The following is a 17,847-nucleotide window of genomic DNA, read 5'->3' on the forward strand; positions in this document are numbered from 1 at the left end:
AGTGGCTCAGTCGCTGGAGATGTCGGCTGTACCGGCCTCTTCGCGAGCAAGCCCGCTGCCACATTTGATCTTGGCGCGACTGAGGATCAGGGCCATGAGCATCAGCGCTGTAGCGACGGCGAAAGTGATGTGCAAGCCGCGGCCGATGACCTCGGCAGGTGCCTGGGTCGGGCCACCCGTGGCCAGGGCAAACACCGCCCCCATCACCGCCGCCCCGGTGATCAATCCGAGATTGCGCGCCAGCCCGAGCAGGGCCGACACCACACCGCGCTGATCCTGACTGACACCCGCCATCAATCCGGTATTGTTGGCCGCCTGGAACAGCGCATAGCTCCCGGCGACCAGCGTCATCGGCAGCAAATACCCCGGCAGCCCCAGATGCGTCGGCAACAGCGCCAGCAGTGCGCAACCGCCGGCCAGCCCCAGCAACGCGCCCGGCACCATGCGCCGCGCGCCGAAGCGATCCACCAGCCGCCCGGCCGCCACGCCACCAAACGCCGCCAGCAACGGCCCGACCGACAACGCCAATCCGACCATGGCACTGCTCAGGCCCAACCCGAGACTCAGGTAAAACGGCCCGACCACCAGTGTGGTCATCATCACTGTCGTCACCAGCAAAGTCAGCGCCAGGCTGCTGCTCAGTCGCGGGTCGGCGAACAGAGACAGGCGTATCAGCGGCGCCCTGGCTTGCTTCTCGACCACGATGAACAACCCCGCGCCGCACAGGCTGACCACTAGCAATCCGAGGGTGAAACCTTCGAGCGTCATCGCCAGCGCATAGGCCGCCAGCGTCAACACCAGTACTCCCGAGCCGACGTAATCAAACGTCACGGGCGTGCGGGCGGTGCGATCGGCCGGCAAATAGCGATACACCAGCCACGCATTGAGCAACCCCAACGGCACGTTGAGCAGAAAGATCGACGGCCAGCCGACATGCTCCATCAACAGCCCACCCAGCGACGGCCCGAGGCTGGTGCCGGTGGCGGACATCGTCGCCAGCAAGCCCATTGCACTGCCCGCCCGCGCCTTGGGCACCGCATCGGCGACCAGTGCAACCGTCAACGCGAACATGATTGCCGCGCCGACGCCTTGCACTGCTCGTGCGCCGATCAACCAGATCCATCCAGGTGCGAGTGCGCAGGCCAACGACGCGACGGTGAACAGGCCGATCCCGACCAACAGCAAGCGCCGGCGCCCAACGCCATCGCCCAGACGCCCGACGCTGACAATCAAGGTGGTCACCGCCAGCAGGTAGGCCAGCACGATCCATTGCACCTGTTGAAACGTCGCATCGAACGCCGCCGCCAATGTCGGCAATCCGGCATTGGCAATGCTGGTGTCCAGAGACGGCATCAACATCGACAGTGCCAGGCTGGTCAGCGCCCAGCGGGCTGTGGAGTTCAGGGGTTCTCGGGGCATGAGGTGCTCGCAGCGCAAGGGTGATACGCCGTAGCCTGAGCCTCGACAATACACGGCGCAAGACGCATGCTTTGCACTCAATACCTGCATGGAACGCCATGTCATGACCGCTCCGGATCTGAACCTGTTGATCACCCTCGACGTCTTGCTGCGCGAAGGCAGCGTCGCCCGCGCCGCGAGATGCCTGCGGTTGAGCCCGTCAGCCATGAGCCGCGCCCTCGCCCGTCTGCGCGAAACCACCGGGGACCCGTTGCTGGTGCGCGCCGGTCGTGGCCTGGTGCCGACGCCGCGGGCGCTCGAATTGCGCGAGCGGGTCGGTCATCTGGTGCAGGCCGCCGAGGCGGTTTTGCGCCCCGCCGAGACACTCGACCCTGGCCGGTTGCAACGCACGTTCACCTTGCGTAACACCGACGGTTTTGTGGAAACCTTTGCCGCTGCCCTGCTCGCCCGCATTGGCGAAGAGGCGCCCGGGGTACGCCTGCGTTTTGTGCAAAAAGCCGACAAGGACAGCACGCCGCTGCGCGAAGGCCGGGTGGACCTGGAGACGGGTGTGGTCGACGACACCACGGATCCGACGTTGCACAGCCGCATCCTGTTTCAGGATCACTGGATCGGGGTGGTGCGTGAGGGGCATCCGTTGAGCGCGGGCAAGATCAGCAGCAAACGCTTTGCCGGTGGCGAACACATTCTGATCTCGCGACGCGGGCGCAGCAGCGGCCCGGTGGACGAAGCATTACTCGCCTTTGGCCTGACGCGGGACATCGTCACCTCGTTCGGTGGATTCTCCGCAGCGCTGACGCTGGTGCGTGAATCAGACCTGATCGCCACGGTGCCGGAACGTCACACGAGCAAGCTGCGCAGCGGCCTGCACAGTTTCGCCCTGCCCTTCGAGATGCCGCCGATCAGCGTGTCCATGCTCTGGCACCCGCGCATGGACGCAGACCCGGCGCACCGCTGGCTGCGCCATTGCGTGCGCGAAGTCTGTGCCTAACGCGCATCACCGCCGGCGGGTTTATAGAACAGGAATTTGCCGGTCTCGGCCGTCTTGCGGTATTCCTTGGCCCAACTCGGATGGACGTTGCGATCATGGAAATACAACGCGCCGTGGGTGCGATCCTTGAGCTGACGATTCAGGGCCTTGCCGGCGATTTCCTTGGCCAAGGCGTATTCGCTATCTTCCTTGACTTGATCCGGCTTGCCATCGCACCACCAGGAAAACTGGCAGCTCTTGGTTTCCGAGCCTTGTTTGACCACGGCACACACCGTGTCAGGGAACCCTTCGTGGCCGAGGCGGTTCATCACCACACTCGCCACCGCTTCCATTTCCGGGGTGTCCTTGCCCTTGGCTTCCCAATAGATACTGCGCGCCAGGCAGGTGAGTGGATCGTCCAGCGGCGCCGCGCCGGCCGGGTCAACCGCTTGGGCTTCGGTCGGGGTGATGGCCTCGGATCTGGGCGCCGGGGCCGCACTGACCTGGTCGGCGGCTTTCTCTTCGAGCACCTGGGCTTTTTCTTCAGCCTTCGCCTTGATCGGGGCCTGATCGGTGGCCCCCGCCAAGCCAGTCAACAGCATTAACGCGAAACAGCCAGCCAACGCTTTCAATCCCATGTCAGTTCTTCCGGCAGCGCCCGGTCCGGGCAAGGTGTTACGTCGGGGAGACACCCGGATTCCGGGGTCTTCGGAGAGTGTAGACGGCAAATACTTCGACAAAGTTGCGCAGAAAAAAGCGCCGGATGAAGAAAAAGACATTGCGTCCACCGGGGGCCTTTCGCGCATCATGGGCGCACTCAGCTCAAGGGAGATTTCCATGCGCTTCATGCCATCCGTTTTGCGTTTCGCCGCGTTGTCCGTCGGCCTGGTGCTGGCCATTCCGGCCATGGCCGCCGATGAGTCGCAATTGATCGAGTCGATCAACAGCTACCGCAGCCAACCGCAGCGCTGCGGCAGCCAGGCGTCCACTGAACTGCCGCCGCTGTCGGCCGATCCGCGGCTGCGCTTGCCGGCCACCGGCATGGTTGATCTGCAACAGGCCATGGCCAGCGCCAGTTACCCGATGGTCAATGTCCAGGCGATCACGCTCAACGGCCCGCGCGATGCGGCGTCGGCGATGAAGGCGATTCAAGAGAGTTTCTGTCAGGTGGTGCTCGATCCGCAGTTCGTCGATGTCGGCGTCAGCCGTGCCGACCGCGACTGGCGCATTGTGCTGGCGCGGCCGTTGCTGTCGGCCAGGCTGGGGGATGCGCAGAGTGAGGGGCAGAAATTGCTGAGCGAACTCAACGCCGCCCGCAGCAAGGCTCGTCAGTGTGGCGGTCAGTCCTTCAGCGCTGCCGCACCGCTGGCGTGGAACGCGACGTTGGGCACGATTTCCCAGGATCACAGCCGTGACATGGCCAACAACAATTACTTCGACCACAAGGACCGCGACGGCCGCACCCCCGGCGATCGCGCGGAACTCGCCGGGTACAGCGGCCAACTGGTCGGCGAAAACATCGCCGCCGGCCAGGACACCGTGGGCAAAGTCGTCGAGGGCTGGCTGGCCAGCCCTGGCCATTGCGCCAACCTGATGAACCCGCAATACAAGGAACTCGGCGCGGCCTATGCGACCGATCCGAAGAGCAGTGCGGGGATTTACTGGACCGCGATGTTTGGCGCGCAGTAACTCTTTGGCGCACCGTCATTGCTGCAGGAGCGAGTCTGCTCAGGGGGTTTTCACAGCACCTGAGCAGGCTCGCATCGGAGGGCTTCACCTCAAGATGCAGCCCGGTATCCCAAGCGCAAAAAACCTTCATTACCAATCCTTGTAAACCTGACGACGCCAATTTGGCGAAAAACATTTCATCATCGACGGGATCAATCAGCCGTTCAGAAACAGTGATTGGACGGTACTCAACGCAGCCCCTAACCTGCGCGGGCCAATCCCCTTCGACAGGGGTTTCCACTCTTGCGAGGCTGTCATGTCAGAACGCGTCTTGATCGATGGTTACAACCGCCGCGTCGACTATCTGCGCATGTCAGTCACCGACCGCTGCGATTTCCGCTGCGTGTATTGCATGGCCGAGGACATGCAGTTTCTGCCACGTCAGCAAGTGCTGACCCTGGAGGAAATCTATCAACTGGCGCAAAGCTTCGTCGCACTGGGCACGCGCAAGATTCGCCTGACTGGCGGCGAGCCGCTGATCCGTCCGGGCGTGGTCAAACTGTGCGAGCAGATCGCCGCCCTGCCCGGCCTGCGCGAACTGTGCATGACCACCAACGGCTCGCAGCTGGGCAAACTCGCCGCGCCGCTGTTCGACGCCGGAGTCAAGCGCTTGAATATCAGCCTCGACAGCCTCGACCCCGAGCGCTTCAGACAAATGACCCGCACCGGCGATCTGGCGCAGGTGATCAATGGCATCAATGCCGCACGCAAGGCCGGTTTCACCCGCACTAAACTCAACGTCGTGGTAATGCAGGGGCGCAACGATCAAGAGGTCAACGACCTGGTGAGCTTCGCCATCGACCACCAGCTCGACATCGCCTTCATCGAGGAAATGCCGCTGGGGATCATCAGCGAACACAGCCGCGCCGAGTCGTTTTTTTCCAGTGCGCAGGTACGCCAGAAGATTGCCGAGCGCTACACCCTGATCGACTCGGCCGAATCGACCCAGGGCCCGTCGCGCTACTGGCGACTGGCCGAGGCGCCAGAGATACGCCTGGGTTTTATCTCGCCACACAGCCACAATTTCTGCGGCACCTGCAACCGCGTGCGACTGACCGTTGAGGGGCGCCTGCTACTGTGTCTGGGTAACGAGCATTCAGTGGACTTGAAAGCGGTGCTGCGCGCCCATCCGGGGCAACCGCAACGGCTGGAGAACGCCATCATCGAGGCGATGAAGCTCAAGCCATACCGGCATAACTTCGAAGTGAACGACGACGTCCAGGTCGTGCGCTTCATGAACATGACCGGCGGTTGAAGCCGCCCTCACCCTGCGTCACCGGGACCGTCCAGCATGATCATCCGACCCAAGGTCAACCAGTTCGCCATTCTCTTCACCCTCAAGGGGTCGATTGCCAAACGCATCGCCCTGCGCACGCTGATGGTCACCCTGCTGGCGTCGGCCATCGTCCTGATTGAAATACTTCACCCAAGCAACTTCACCAAGGTCAACGCCACGCCGTTCACCTTGCTCGGGCTGTCGCTGTCGATCTTCATGAGTTTTCGCAACAACGCCTGCTACGACCGCTGGTATGAGGCGCGCAAGGCCTGGGGCGATGTGCTGGTGCACATTCGCTCGGTGATTCGCGAAACCCATGTCATCCGCGAGTCCGCCGAGCGCAAGCCGTTACTGCTCAACCTCTGCGGGTTTGCCCACGCGCTGAATGCGCGGTTGCGCCGGGAAAGCGAGGCCGCGGCCAGCAGTGCCTGGATCACACCGAAACACGATGCGCAGGTGCCGGATTACAGCGGGCGGATACTGCAGCAGGTCGGCCAGCAATGCTCCGACCTGCATCAGAACGGCGAACTGAGCGAGTGGCGCTACATGCTGCTGGCCAACCACCTGACCAGCCTGACCCAGGCGCAAGCGGTCTGCGAACGGATCAAGAACACCCCGTTGCCCTTCCCCTACACCCTGCTGCTGCACCGCACGATCTACCTGTTCTGCATCCTGCTGCCGTTCGCCATGGCCGAGCCGCTGGGCTGGCTGACGCCGCTGTTCACGGCGATTGTCAGCTACACATTCTTTGGCCTCGACGCGATTGCCGATGAACTGGAAGACCCGTTCGGCCGCGACGAAAACGACCTCGCGACCGACTCGCTGGTGCGCACCATCGAGCGCGACATCCTCAGCGAACTGGGCGTGACCGACCTGCCACCGATGCTGCTGCCAGTGGACTATGTACTGAGCTGAATCCCCCGCCCATGACACCCAAGAACCAGTGGGAACTGGCTTGCCAGCTGCCACAGGTTACCTGCCGCTTCACTCTCGCCAACCATATTTTCGAGCGGCTCTATCGCGGAACCTCACCGCGCTGAGAGCCCCTTGAACCGTGAGTGACAAAGCCGATCCATCGCCCTTTGAACGCTTGCGATTGGACGAATGCGCCATCAGATGAGATCGTCGCACCCTGCGCGTTTCACGCGCCTTGCGCCTCTGCGTCAATACTCAATCCAAATTCCCGTCGAGCAGGTGCCATCGTGGACATCAAACAACTCAAGTTCCTGATCGCACTGGACGAAACCCGTCACTTCGGCCAGGCCGCCGCCCGCTGCCATATCACCCAGCCGACCCTGTCGATGCGCCTGCGCAACCTGGAAGACGAGCTGGATCTGGTGTTGGTCAATCGGGGCCAGCGCTTCGAAGGTTTCACTCAGGCCGGCGAACGTGTGCTGGCCTGGGCGCGCACGCTGCTGGCGGCACATGATGGGCTGTTCGCCGAAGCGGCGGCGTGTCGCGGGCAACTGGTCGGTAGCTTGCGCCTGGGCCTGGTGCCACTGAGCAACTTCAATCCGGTCAATTACATTCAGGCGTTGTCCGGTACGTATCCGGAACTGAAATTCAGCCTGTCCTCGCTGAGTTCCGACGAGATCATCGCCGGTCTTGGCAACAATCAACTCGACCTCGGCGTGTGTTATCTCGACCACGTCAACCCGAGCTATTTCGAGTTTTTCGAGATCGGCGAAACCCGCGTCGGCCTGCTGTACGACAACCGTCACTTCCAGTTCGAAGGCAATGAAATGAGCTGGGAGGATGCAGCGGAACTGCCACTGGGGATGATCACCACCGGCATGCATTACCGCAAATCCATTGACCTGAGCTTCCGTAGCCGTGGCCTCAATCCGCAGCCGATCCTGGAAAGCGATTCGACGTATCAGCTATTGCAGGCGATTCACCAGGGTTTCTGCTGCTCGATCATGCCGCTGGACAGTGGCCTCGAAGCACCGATCGAACACCTGTCATTCATGACCCTGCCGGATGCCAGTGTGCTGGCCCCGCTGGGGCTGGTGATGCGCAAGACCGAACCACGTTCGGCGATTGCCGAGAAGTGTTTTGCCGAGGCGCGCAAGATGTTCGGGATTGAAGCTCCGGTTGTTTGAGTGACCGATCCAGACGGTGATGCCGGATGATCGGGGCGTTCAAGATATTTCACATTCATCGTTTACAGCTCCCGAGGTTCCCCCTTACTATCCGGGCACACCGGTCGACGGGATTGCCCCGCCACCGACGCTTTCCGCCAACGGAAACACGCGTTATGAGTACGTCACCACAACAACTAAAATCGTTGAACGTCTCCGCGGTGTGCGCCCTCTGTCAAAGGGGCCGCGCATGAATCGCATCGTCAATCTGCCCATGGCCCTGCGCCGTTCCAAGCTGCGTCACTCCGCACGCCCGCCGGATATCGCCTGCTGATTCCGCCAGTCAGTCAAGATCCGCATTGTGGCGAGGGAGCCTGCTCCCGCTGGACTGCTTAGCAGTCCCCTGCCTTTGAATCGAAAAGCGAGAGCCGCTTTGCGCCTCAGCGCGAGCAAGCGCCCTCGCCACAGGTTCTGTGTCACCTCTGACTGATCTGCATTTGAAATCCCTGCCAGGACGCCCTCCCTGCGTCCGGCCCGAATCTGCGCGCCTGTGCGGCGCCCTCGTGAGTGATTGACCATGAAATTCGCAGCCATTGAAGACGCACGCCTGTTTCTCGACCAAAACCCTGATATCGACATGATCGAGCTGTTTATCCTCGACGCCAACGGCGTGCCACGAGGCAAGCTGTTGCACCGCGAGGAATTGCTCGCCGTCTATGAAAGCGGCCGCCCGCTGCCAAGCACCATTCTCGGCCTGACCGTACAGGGCGAGGACGTGGAAAACTCCGGTCTGGTCTGGGACGTTGGCGACATCGACTGCCGCGCCTACCCGCTCGAAGGCAGTCTGGTGCGCCTGCCGTGGCGGCAGATTCCCACCGCTGCGGTGCAAGTCAGCATGCACCCGACCGAGGGCATGCCCGCCAGCATCGCCGACCCGCGCCATTTGCTGATCAGGATCATCGACGGTCTCAAGGCCGAGGGTTATCACCCGGTGATGGCCTGCGAACTGGAGTTCTATCTGCTCGACGCCAAACGCGATCACAACGGTCGCCCACAACCGGCGCTGGATGCCGACGGTGGCCGACCGCGACACACGCAGGTCTACGGTTTGCGCGAACTGGAGCAGATCGAACCGTTCCTCGCCGACCTCTACAGCGCCTGCAAACTGCACGGCATTCCGGCGCGCACGGCGATCTCCGAATACGCACCGGGCCAGGTGGAAATCACCCTCGAACACGGCGATGCACTGCAGGCGATGGATCAGGCAGTGCGCTACAAGCGCCTGGTCAAAGCCGTGGCGCACAAGCACGGCATGCAGGCGACGTTCATGGCCAAGCCGTTCGATGATCTGGCCGGCACCGGCATGCACATGCACGTCAGCCTGGCCGATGGCGAGGGGCGCAACCTGTTCGCCTCCGAGGATCCGGCCGGCACCCCACTGCTGCGCACGGCAATTGGCGGCATGCTCGCCTCGCTGCTCGATTCGCTGCTGCTGTTCTGCCCCAACGCCAACTCCTACCGGCGCTTTCAGGCCAACAGCTACGCGCCACTGGCGCCGACCTGGGGCGTCGACAACCGCACCGTCAGCCTGCGCGTACCCGGTGGCCCGGCCCATACCCGACACATCGAACACCGCATCTGCGGCGCCGACGCCAACCCGTACCTGGCCGCAGCGGCGATCCTGGCCGGCATCCATCGCGGCATTCGTGAAAATCTCGATCCGGGCGCACCGGTCGAGGGCAACGGCTATGCGCAGGCGAAGGAATTGCTGCCGACCGATTGGCTGACGTCACTGCAAGCGCTGGAGAATTCTGCGTGGGCGCGGGATGCCCTGGGCCAGGAATTTCTCGGCGTGTACCTGGCGGTGAAACGCGCCGAGTACCGACATTTCATGGCCGAGGTGGGTGAACAGGATTGGCGCTGGTATTTGACCGAAGCCTGAAGACTCACCACTGATCCCCCTGTAGGAGTGAGCCTGCTCGCGCCTACAGGGGATCGCGTACCGATTTGAATTTTGTGTGGACACTGACATGAGCCAACGCTGCAATTCCTACTACACCGCCACCCTCAATCAGGACACCGACTACCCGACCCTGCGCGGCCGACACCGAGTCGACGTGGTGATCATCGGCGGCGGTTTCACCGGCGTTGCCACCGCCGTCGAACTTGCCGAAAAAGGTTTGAAGGTTGCCATCGTCGAGAGCAACAAGATCGGCTGGGGCGCCACCGGGCGCAATGGCGGCCAGGTTACCGGCAGCCTCTCCGGCGACGGCGCGATGCGTAAACAGATGCGCCCGAAACTCGGTGATGCGGTTGACGATTTCATCTGGCACCTGCGCTGGCGCGGGCATCAAATCATCCAGCAGCGCGTGGCGAAATATGGCATTCAGTGCGACCTCAAACACGGCCATTTACACGCTGCCTACAAGCCCAGTCACATGACGGATTTGCGCAACGATTACGAGGAAGCCGTGCGCCGCGGCCTGGGCGATGAAGTCAGTCTGCTCGACCGAAGCCAAGTGCGTGACCTGCTGCAAAGCGACCTCTACCACGGCGCGATCAAGAACACCCGCAACATGCACCTGCACCCGCTCAATCTGTGCATCGGCGAAGCACGGGCGGCGGAGAGTCTCGGTACGCTGATCTTCGAAAACAGTGAAGTGCTGGAAATCATCCACGGCGCGACGCCTGGGGTCAGGACGGCTCACGGCCAGATCGACGCCAATCAAGTGATGCTCGCCGGCGACGTCTATCACAAGCTCGAACCGGGTCAGCTCAAGGGCAAGATCTTCCCGGCCATGGGCGGCATCGTCACCACCGCGCCGCTGGGCGATCTGGCGCGGCAGATCAACCCCGAAGACCTCGCGGTGTACGACTGCCGTTTCGTCCTCGACTACTACCGCCTCACCGCCGACGGGCGCCTGCTGTTCGGCGGCGGCGCCAACTACAGCGGCAAGGACTCGCGAGACATCGCCGCCGAGTTGCGCCCGTGCATCGAACACACCTTCCCGGCGCTCAAAGGCGTGAAGATCGACTACCAGTGGAGCTGCGCGATGGGCATCGTGATCAACCGCATCCCGCAACTGGGCAAGCTGTCGGACAACGTCTGGTATTGCCAGGGCTACTCGGGGCACGGCATCGCCACCACCCACATCATGGGTGAAATCATGAGCCGGGCGATCACCGGGCAGTTGGAGCAGTTCGACACTTTTGCCCAGTGCCAGCACATTCGCGTGCCCATGGGGGATTTGCTGGGCAATCCGTTGTTGGCGGCGGGGATGTGGTACTACCAGATGCTTGAAAAGTTGCGTTGACGGGACTGGCCCCATCGCTGGCAAGCCAGCTCCCACAGTGTCCGTGGCGTACCCAAATTTCATGTACACCGCAAAACCTGTGGGAGCTGGCTTGCCAGCGATGAGGCCAGCAGTTCCAGCACAAACCTCAGTCCGGCAACTGCTCCACCGCAATCCCCAGCCGCCGATAATCCTCGACACTCCCCGACGCCACATGCCGCTCGGTAATCAGCGTATGCAGGCGCGTGCACGACGCCACCACAAACGGCTCCACCGCGCCGAGCTTGTCCGCCGTGGTCACCGCAATCACCCGCGCCGCACTGTCCAGCAATGCCTGCTTCACCGGCACTTCATCGAAATGCAGCGAGGTAATCCCCACTTCCGGGTGAATCGCACACACCCCGGTGAAGGCCAGATCCGCCTTGATCCCGGCCAGCAGCCGCACCGCTTCAAGGCCGCCGGCCGACATCGTGCGCGGGTTCAACTGCCCACCGGCGAGGATCACTTTGACGTCCTTGTATTCGGACAAGGCAATCGCCGTCATCGGCGCCGCCGTCACCGCCGTGATGCGGATATCCGCACGCAACGAGCGCGCCACCTGCAACGTGGTGGAGCCGGAGTCGAACAGCACAATCTGCCCGTCCTCGACCTTCTGCGCCGCCAACTGTGCCAGACGCACCTTGACCTCATCGGATTCCTCCAGCCGGGTGAAATAATCCTTGCCGGTGTCTTTCGGCCGCGGCAATGCCCCGCCATGCACCCGCTGCACCAGCCCGGCGCTGTCGAGTTCGGCGAGATCGCGGCGGATGGTGTCTTCGGACACTGCAAAGTGCTGGCTCAACTCGGACGCCATGACCTTGCCGTCACGTTCGAGGATCAAAAGTATTTTCTGCCGGCGCAGGGAGGGAAGCTCTGAAGCGGAATGATCGTGCATGGTTTTGCCTGTTTGTGCTGGTCATTGCAGGTTTGTGCGAGCTTAGCCAAGCAAACTTGCAAACACAACGCCGGTATCAATGGCTTCGATCATTGGAATCACGAAGCAGAATTTTTTCTTTTGACCCGACCCCGGCAGAATGGCCCCACTTTCAAAAGGACCAGGATGAACACCCCATGAACCTCAATTTCGCTTTTGCCTGCATGGTCGTCGTGTCGTTTGCCATCGCGCTCGGGCACGCCTGATCAAGGACTAATCCTGCGCCGGGCTCAGACTTTTGCCATCGATGATTTCTCTAGACACCCGCAAAGCAAAAATCTAGCGTTGTCGGCTCCAGATGCTTTGCAGAGATCAACATGCGCCAACCCGTTCGGAAGCTGACGATAGACAATATCGACTCGATAACCGAGGCGTTTCATCACGACCTTGCCGTTATCGGCGAATCGATTGCGGGGAAGACCGGCATATCCTTGATGCTTGCGCTGAAGCGCGATCGCTTGGGCCACGGGCCATACCCAGACGTGTCACTGTTCGAGGCGGGTGAATGTCTGGATACGGCGCCGTATCCAGACATTCACCACCCTTCAAATCAGTCCTCTACCTGCTTTCACTCCGCCACCACCCGCGCCTTGCGCACGAACAGCGCATGGACCTTTTCCCAGAAATTGCCGCCCAGCACGAAAAAGCTGCCGACGAACATCAAGTCGCCCAGCGCCTGCATCTGCCAGAGGTTGGGCCGTACGCCCGGGAAGAAGTTGTCGAAATACGGTTCCAGGAAGGACGACAGCAGCGGCAGGCAGAACATCACCACGCCGATCTTGTGGCGCATCGGGCTGACTTCGGCCACAGGGGTCGGAATCACGCCGGAAATATAGTGGCCGATCGTGCGCTTGAGTTCGGCGAACCCGGCCTTGCCCATCACCGCGATCACCAGCAGCAACAGCACCTTGTTACTGATGAACAACACCCCGGTCAGCGCCGCAACTTTCGAGCCCGGCACATCGAGGGCGGCGGCAATCGGCACCATCAGCCACGAACCGAGCATCAGGCAGATGATTGCCACGCCGACCTTGAAACGCCAGGTGGCGCTGGTGGGGGCAAGCGGATCTTGAGCAGTGTCCATGGTTTCCTACCTTTTCGTCGGGGGCGGTTCAGGGGAGTTCGCCTGAAAAAGCGTAGCAGCTGATTGCTTCGATCAACCCGCAATCTGCGGTCTATGCTCCAGTGACATTTCCCACTGGGGCCTCCCGGTATGCCTGCAACGCCAGCCCTGCTGATCCATCCCGGCCACCTGCTGCTGCTCGGTGCGCTGAGCCTTGGCGGCTGCCTGCGGCTGGGCCCGGATTTCCAGCCGCCGGCCGAGGCCTGGAGCAAGCAGTGGCAAAGTCCGGCACTGGAGCAGGCCAGCGAACGCGGCACGCTGCCGGATCTGCGCCAGTGGTGGCAGGTGTTTGCCGATCCGGTGCTCGACCGATTGATCAGCGACGCCGAAGCCCGCAACAGCAGCCTGAAGATCGCCGGCCTGCGGGTCCTCGAAGCCCGGGCGCAACTGGGCATCGCCGACAGCGGTCGCTACCCGCAACTGCAACAGGCCAGCGCCGACAGCCTGTACATCGACCGCCACCAGTCCGGCGGCAACAACCCGCAAGACGTGCACTTCTGGCAGCACAGCGCCGCGTTCGATGTCGGCTGGGAACTGGATTTCTGGGGTCGTTTCAGTCGCGCCATCGAATCCGCCGACGCCAGCTACTTCGCCGCCCAGGCCAATTACGAAGACGCCCTCGTGCTGCTTCGCGCGCAAGTGGCCGACACCTACTTTGCCCTGCGCACCACCGAAGCCCGGCTGCGAGTCGCCCGGGAGAACGCCGCCCAGCAAAAACGCAATTTCGAGATCACCGAAAAACTCTTTCGGAGCGGCCAGACCGCCGAACTCGATTTGCAACAGGCCAGAACCCAATACCTCGGCACGTTGAGCAGCATTCCGGCGTTCGAAGACCAGTTGCTGCGCACCCGCAATGCGTTGGCGGTGCTGGTCGGCCAGCCACCCGGTGGCGCGGCGTTCCTGGCGGAGCAAGCGGGGCTGATTCCGCTGGTGGATCGCGCCGTGTTGCAAGATGTCCCGGCCAACCTGCTGTTGCGCCGCCCCGATGTGCGCGCAGCGGAGCTGAACGTTGCCGCGCAATCGGCGCTGGTCGGCGTGGCTGAAACCGACCTTTATCCCTCGTTGACCCTGCTCGGCAGCATCGTCTGGTCCAGCGACACCCTCGGCGCCACCCCGCGCAGCCTCGACCTGATCGGCGGCCCGAGCCTGCGCTGGAACATCTTTGATTACGGGCGGATCCGCAACAACATCCGCGTGCAGGACGCGCGCCTGCAGCAACTGATCGAAGCCTATCGCGACAAAGTCCGCCAGGCCGCCCGCGAAGCCGACGACGCCGCCAGCGGCCTGACCAAAGCACTGGAACGCGAACGCATTCTCGGCGAGGCCGAAGGCGCGGCGCGGCGTTCTCTGGTGCTGGCCAACACCCAATATCGAGAAGGCTATTCAGACTTTCAGCGGGTGCTCGACGCCCAGCGTGCGTTGCTGGAGTTACAGGACAACTACCTGGTCAGCCGCAGCAACGCCGTGAGTAACCTGATCGCCCTGTACCGCGCCGTCGGCGGCGGCTGGCAAAGCGCCGGGCCGCAGATCGATCCAGCGACCCGGCAGCAGATGCGGCAACGCACCGATTGGGGCGAACTGCTGAGCGCCCCGCCGCCGCAACCGACCTATCCGATTCCCTCGCAGGTAGACCGCCATGAGTGATGAAGCGCCGCCGGATCCGGCGAAAAAAGGCATCCGCTGGGTGCTGCTGGTGATTGTGCTGAGCCTGACCTGGTACTTGTTGGCCGACCGCTACACGCCCTATACCCAGCAGGCGCGGGTCGGCGCGTTCGTGATCCCGGTGGCGGCGGAAGTCGCGGGCCGGGTGATCAAGGTCAACGTGCGCAACAATCAGGACGTGCAAGCCGGCGACATCCTCTTCGAACTCGATCCGCAGCCGCTGCAAATTGCCGTCGACCGCGCCCGTGCCGATCTGGAAAACACCCGTCGCACAGTTGGCGCCAGCACCGCCGGTATCGCTTCGGCCCAGGCATCGCTGCGTGCAGCCCAGGCCGATGAACTCAAGGCGCGGCAGGACAATCGACGGCTTGAAGGTTTGTACAAAGAAGATCCGGGCACGGTGTCCGTAAGGCTTCTGGAAGTGTCCCGGGCCAACCACGAAGCGGCGGTCAGCAAAGTCGCCGCCGCCCGGGCCGAAGTGCTGCGTGCGCAGGAGCAGGAAGGCGGCAACACCGACACCAACGCCAAACTGCTCAGCGCTGCCGCCACACTGGCCAAGGCGGAACTGGATCTGGCCAACACCCGCATCGGCGCGCGTTCGGCGGGACTGATCACCGACCTGCGCACCGACGTCGGCCAGTTCACTGCGGTCGGTAGCCCGCTGATGACCCTGATCGCCATTCACGACGTGTGGATCAGCGCCGACCTCACCGAAAACAACCTCGGCCGCGTGCAACCCGGCACCCCGGTGGCGATCGTCCTCGACGCGCTGCCCGGCGAAGTGCTTGACGGTCGCGTGCGTAGCGTCGGTTATGGCGTCAGCGTCGGCCAGACGCCGGCGCCCGGCACCTTGCCGAGCATCCAGAACAGCCGCGACTGGCTGCGTCCGGCGCAACGTTTCCCGGTGATCATCGAGTTCAGTGACGAGGCGAAAAAACGTCTGTTCGACAGCCGTGCCATCCGCGCCGGCGGCCAGGCGGAGGTCATGGCATTTCCAAGCGAAGGCAATCTGCTCAATCCGCTGGGGCGGCTGTTTGTCGGCTTGATGAGCTGGCTGTCGTATGCCTATTGAACGCAGCGTGCCGGCGCAACGGGCGTTGCGCCTGGCGTTCGGCACGGCGCTGTGCACCGCCGCCAGTTATGCTTTTGCCTTGCCGCTGCCCTTTATCTCGCCAGTGCTGGCGGTGTTGCTGCTCGCCAGTCTGCCCCGCCCGCTGCCACTGAAAGGTGCGTTGGCACTGGCGCTGGTGGCGGCGTTCACCACCAACATCGGCCTGCTGCTGGTACCGTTGCTGCGTTACTACCCGGTGAGCGGTGTGCTACTGATCGGCCTCGGTCTGTTCCTGGTGTTCCGCTTCGGCCTGCGTGGTGGCAATCCATTGATCATGATGTTTCTGGTGATCGGCATGACCATGATCTCCGCCGCCGGCTTCGCCGAGTTCGACCTGGCGATGGCGGTGATTGGCGCGCTGGTCAAAGGCCTGTTGCTGGCGGTTGCAGTGGTCGGCCTCAGTCACACTCTATTCCCGGAACGCCCCGACAGCCCCACGGCGCCGAAACCACCCGCCATGCCTGCCGATGACGTCCCCCGCGTGGCCCTGCGCGCCACACTGATCGTGCTGCCGACCTTTCTGTTGGCCCTGAGCGATCCGGCGAGCTACCTGCCGATCATCCTCAAAGCCGTCAGCCTCGGCCAGCAAACCTCCACCACCCGGACTCACCACGCCGGCCGCGAACTGCTGGGTTCGACGCTACTCGCCGGCGTACTGGCGGTACTGCTGTGGTGCGGCCTGAGTCTGTTCGTGCACCTGTGGATGTTCTTTCTGTGGACGCTGCTGTTCGGCCTGTGGCTGGCGCGCAAACTCTATCGCCTGAGCCCGACGCAATTCAGCCCCGGATTCTGGATCAACACATTCATCACCATGATCATCCTGCTCGGGCAATCGGTGCAGGACAGTGCGGCGGGCAAGGACGTGTACACCGCGTTTGCGGTGCGCATGGGCCTGTTCATTCTGGTGACGCTCTATAGTGCGTTGATGATGCACCTGCTCGAAGCGCACAAGCCGAGCCGTCAAGGTGTGATCTGATAGCCGCGCCCTTGCAGGCATCCGGCGTAAGCGCTGGAACTTGCTGCCGCCTCGGTCTTGCCCTGTGCCCGTCGCTCCTGGCGCTGCCGCGAGCCTCCGATGACCGCACCGGCGGCTGCAGTCTCTTTGGCGCGGTTTTGTCGGTAATCCTGCTTGCGGTCATCGTCGACGCGTTCGTAGAGCTCGTCGTGTTGACGGCCGCGCACTTGCGCACCTGCCGCGCCCGCCGCCGCACCGACAGCGGCGCCCTTGAGACGGCCGCCGGCTTGCGGTGTGGAAGTGGTGGAGGTTGAAGCGATGGAGTGGCAGTCGTTGATGTCGATCTGGGTTTGTTGCGAGGTCTGGCCTTTGAGTGGGACGACGGATTCGGCGCTGGCTTGAGTGGCGCACAGGGCGACAGCGATCAATAGCGGGATGGGCGTCAGGCGATTCATGATTACCTCCGGCGGGGCCTGGGGTTGGCTGTGATGCGGGGTAATCAGAGAGTCTAGTTCAAAGTGTTCGGCAAGGAACTCTTGAACACGGCACTCAACGTTGTGGAAGCAGTGGTTCGCACTCGCCGTTATGGATACCATCCCGACACCCTCAATTTCGCTGATCACGGATTCCGATGCGTCGTTTACTGAGCCGACTCGCCGCGCTGATCAAGCCTGAGGCGAAGCCACTTTTTGCCGGATACAGCCTGAAAGTCCTGCAGTCGTACTTTGTGATGCCTTTGTCGGTCGCCAGACTGCCAAACCTGCCGATGATGACATCGCTTGAGCAATCCGGAGTATTGGCCTGTTACCTCTCACTTCTGACTGAGCAAAACGACGTCAACCGTTTCCGGCAGTGGGTCGACTCGTCCTTCCAAAAGGTCAGGGAAAGCACGTTCAACGGCCTGCGCATCTTTGAATATGAGGACGCCTTGAGCAAAGAGCGCTTGATATTCTTCACCGCCAACCAAGCGTTCAACGCGGTCACGATTCATTTAGTGACTAACAGCGCGAAGTTCCTCGACTGGCTGAACCACGAAAAACTCGCTGTCCCCCCACCGTGGGTTGCCTTCGAGGATTACACCCACTCGTGGTGGGGCGGCAATATGCAAGGAGCCCAAGGTTTCTACAACGAGCGTTATTTCCTGCCGTTTTTTACTTCTTTGAGTGACGCTGAAAAACAGCGCTATTACGCCAGATTCAATGCCTGCGCCGCGTGGATAGAACAACTGGACTTGATGTACGGCGACGATTGATTCG

Annotated in this window: 17 protein-coding genes; 11 read left to right on the forward strand and 6 right to left on the reverse strand. The window is 62.4% G+C overall.

Features of this window, described 5'->3' with window-relative positions:
* Window positions 1-6: 6 nt before the first annotated feature.
* Window positions 7-1,419: an MFS transporter gene (locus tag HV782_RS17580; RefSeq protein WP_186744166.1), complete on the reverse strand. Its 1,413-nt coding sequence runs from the start codon at window positions 1,417-1,419 to the stop codon at window positions 7-9.
* Between the two features lie 103 nt (window positions 1,420-1,522).
* On the opposite strand from HV782_RS17580, the gene HV782_RS17585 reads away from it, so the two are divergent.
* The gene (locus tag HV782_RS17585; RefSeq protein ID WP_123462729.1) at window positions 1,523-2,410 is read left to right on the forward strand and encodes a LysR family transcriptional regulator; all 888 of its coding nucleotides are present in this window, start codon (window positions 1,523-1,525) and stop codon (window positions 2,408-2,410) included.
* Here the strand turns inward: HV782_RS17585 and HV782_RS17590 are convergent.
* Window positions 2,407-3,027 (reverse strand): cell wall hydrolase, encoded by a 621-nt coding sequence (locus HV782_RS17590; RefSeq protein ID WP_123462727.1) that lies wholly within the window; start codon window positions 3,025-3,027, stop codon window positions 2,407-2,409. The two genes, HV782_RS17585 and HV782_RS17590, sit on opposite strands and share 4 nt — an antisense overlap.
* Window positions 3,028-3,226: 199 nt before the next feature.
* On the opposite strand from HV782_RS17590, the gene HV782_RS17595 reads away from it, so the two are divergent.
* From HV782_RS17595 to HV782_RS17620, 6 genes are all read left to right on the forward strand, one after another.
* Complete coding sequence (locus tag HV782_RS17595; RefSeq protein ID WP_186744168.1) at window positions 3,227-4,078, forward strand: CAP domain-containing protein; 852 nt, start codon at window positions 3,227-3,229, stop codon at window positions 4,076-4,078.
* A gap of 295 nt (window positions 4,079-4,373) precedes the next feature.
* Window positions 4,374-5,372: a GTP 3',8-cyclase MoaA gene (gene moaA / locus HV782_RS17600; RefSeq protein WP_123462724.1), complete on the forward strand. Its 999-nt coding sequence runs from the start codon at window positions 4,374-4,376 to the stop codon at window positions 5,370-5,372.
* Between the two features lie 36 nt (window positions 5,373-5,408).
* Window positions 5,409-6,308 carry a bestrophin family protein gene (locus HV782_RS17605; RefSeq protein WP_128614378.1) on the forward strand — a complete coding sequence of 300 codons (900 nt, stop codon included), beginning with the start codon at window positions 5,409-5,411 and terminating at the stop codon, window positions 6,306-6,308.
* Window positions 6,309-6,595: 287 nt separating this feature from the next.
* The gene (locus HV782_RS17610; RefSeq protein ID WP_186744170.1) at window positions 6,596-7,495 is read left to right on the forward strand and encodes a LysR family transcriptional regulator; all 900 of its coding nucleotides are present in this window, start codon (window positions 6,596-6,598) and stop codon (window positions 7,493-7,495) included.
* 556 nt (window positions 7,496-8,051) lie between these two features.
* Window positions 8,052-9,416 (forward strand): glutamine synthetase family protein, encoded by a 1,365-nt coding sequence (locus tag HV782_RS17615; protein ID WP_186744172.1) that lies wholly within the window; start codon window positions 8,052-8,054, stop codon window positions 9,414-9,416.
* 88 nt (window positions 9,417-9,504) lie between these two features.
* Window positions 9,505-10,788 (forward strand): NAD(P)/FAD-dependent oxidoreductase, encoded by a 1,284-nt coding sequence (locus tag HV782_RS17620; protein ID WP_186744174.1) that lies wholly within the window; start codon window positions 9,505-9,507, stop codon window positions 10,786-10,788.
* Window positions 10,789-10,915: 127 nt separating this feature from the next.
* On the opposite strand, the gene HV782_RS17625 is transcribed toward HV782_RS17620, so the two are convergent.
* The 3 genes from HV782_RS17625 to HV782_RS17635 form a co-directional block, all read right to left on the reverse strand.
* Window positions 10,916-11,701, reverse strand: a complete 786-nt coding sequence (locus HV782_RS17625; protein ID WP_186744176.1) for a DeoR/GlpR family DNA-binding transcription regulator — start codon at window positions 11,699-11,701, stop codon at window positions 10,916-10,918.
* 269 nt (window positions 11,702-11,970) lie between these two features.
* Complete coding sequence (locus HV782_RS17630; protein WP_186744178.1) at window positions 11,971-12,207, reverse strand: hypothetical protein; 237 nt, start codon at window positions 12,205-12,207, stop codon at window positions 11,971-11,973.
* A gap of 101 nt (window positions 12,208-12,308) precedes the next feature.
* A complete protein-coding gene (locus HV782_RS17635; protein ID WP_186744180.1) occupies window positions 12,309-12,824 on the reverse strand; it encodes a transporter suffix domain-containing protein in 516 nt (171 codons plus the stop codon).
* 129 nt (window positions 12,825-12,953) lie between these two features.
* Here HV782_RS17635 and HV782_RS17640 point away from each other — a divergent pair, with 129 nt between their 5' ends.
* From HV782_RS17640 to HV782_RS17650, 3 genes are read left to right on the forward strand one after another with little or no spacing between them, the layout of a single operon-like run.
* Window positions 12,954-14,507: an efflux transporter outer membrane subunit gene (locus tag HV782_RS17640; protein ID WP_186744182.1), complete on the forward strand. Its 1,554-nt coding sequence runs from the start codon at window positions 12,954-12,956 to the stop codon at window positions 14,505-14,507.
* A complete protein-coding gene (locus tag HV782_RS17645; protein WP_186744184.1) occupies window positions 14,500-15,597 on the forward strand; it encodes an HlyD family secretion protein in 1,098 nt (365 codons plus the stop codon). Before HV782_RS17640 ends, HV782_RS17645 begins: the two co-directional genes overlap by 8 nt.
* Window positions 15,587-16,612: a DUF2955 domain-containing protein gene (locus HV782_RS17650; RefSeq protein ID WP_186744186.1), complete on the forward strand. Its 1,026-nt coding sequence runs from the start codon at window positions 15,587-15,589 to the stop codon at window positions 16,610-16,612. The genes HV782_RS17645 and HV782_RS17650 overlap by 11 nt, the downstream gene beginning before the upstream one ends.
* Here HV782_RS17650 and HV782_RS17655 read toward each other — a convergent pair.
* Window positions 16,597-17,046: a YMGG-like glycine zipper-containing protein gene (locus tag HV782_RS17655; protein ID WP_128614152.1), complete on the reverse strand. Its 450-nt coding sequence runs from the start codon at window positions 17,044-17,046 to the stop codon at window positions 16,597-16,599. The genes HV782_RS17650 and HV782_RS17655 overlap by 16 nt on opposite strands.
* A gap of 176 nt (window positions 17,047-17,222) precedes the next feature.
* On the opposite strand from HV782_RS17655, the gene HV782_RS17660 reads away from it, so the two are divergent.
* The gene (locus HV782_RS17660) at window positions 17,223-17,843 is read left to right on the forward strand and encodes a hypothetical protein (protein ID WP_186744188.1); all 621 of its coding nucleotides are present in this window, start codon (window positions 17,223-17,225) and stop codon (window positions 17,841-17,843) included.
* The last annotated feature ends 4 nt before the right edge of the window (window positions 17,844-17,847 follow it).

Source organism: Pseudomonas monsensis, assembly GCF_014268495.2.
In the GTDB taxonomy this organism is placed as follows: Bacteria; Pseudomonadota; Gammaproteobacteria; order Pseudomonadales; family Pseudomonadaceae; genus Aquipseudomonas; species Aquipseudomonas monsensis.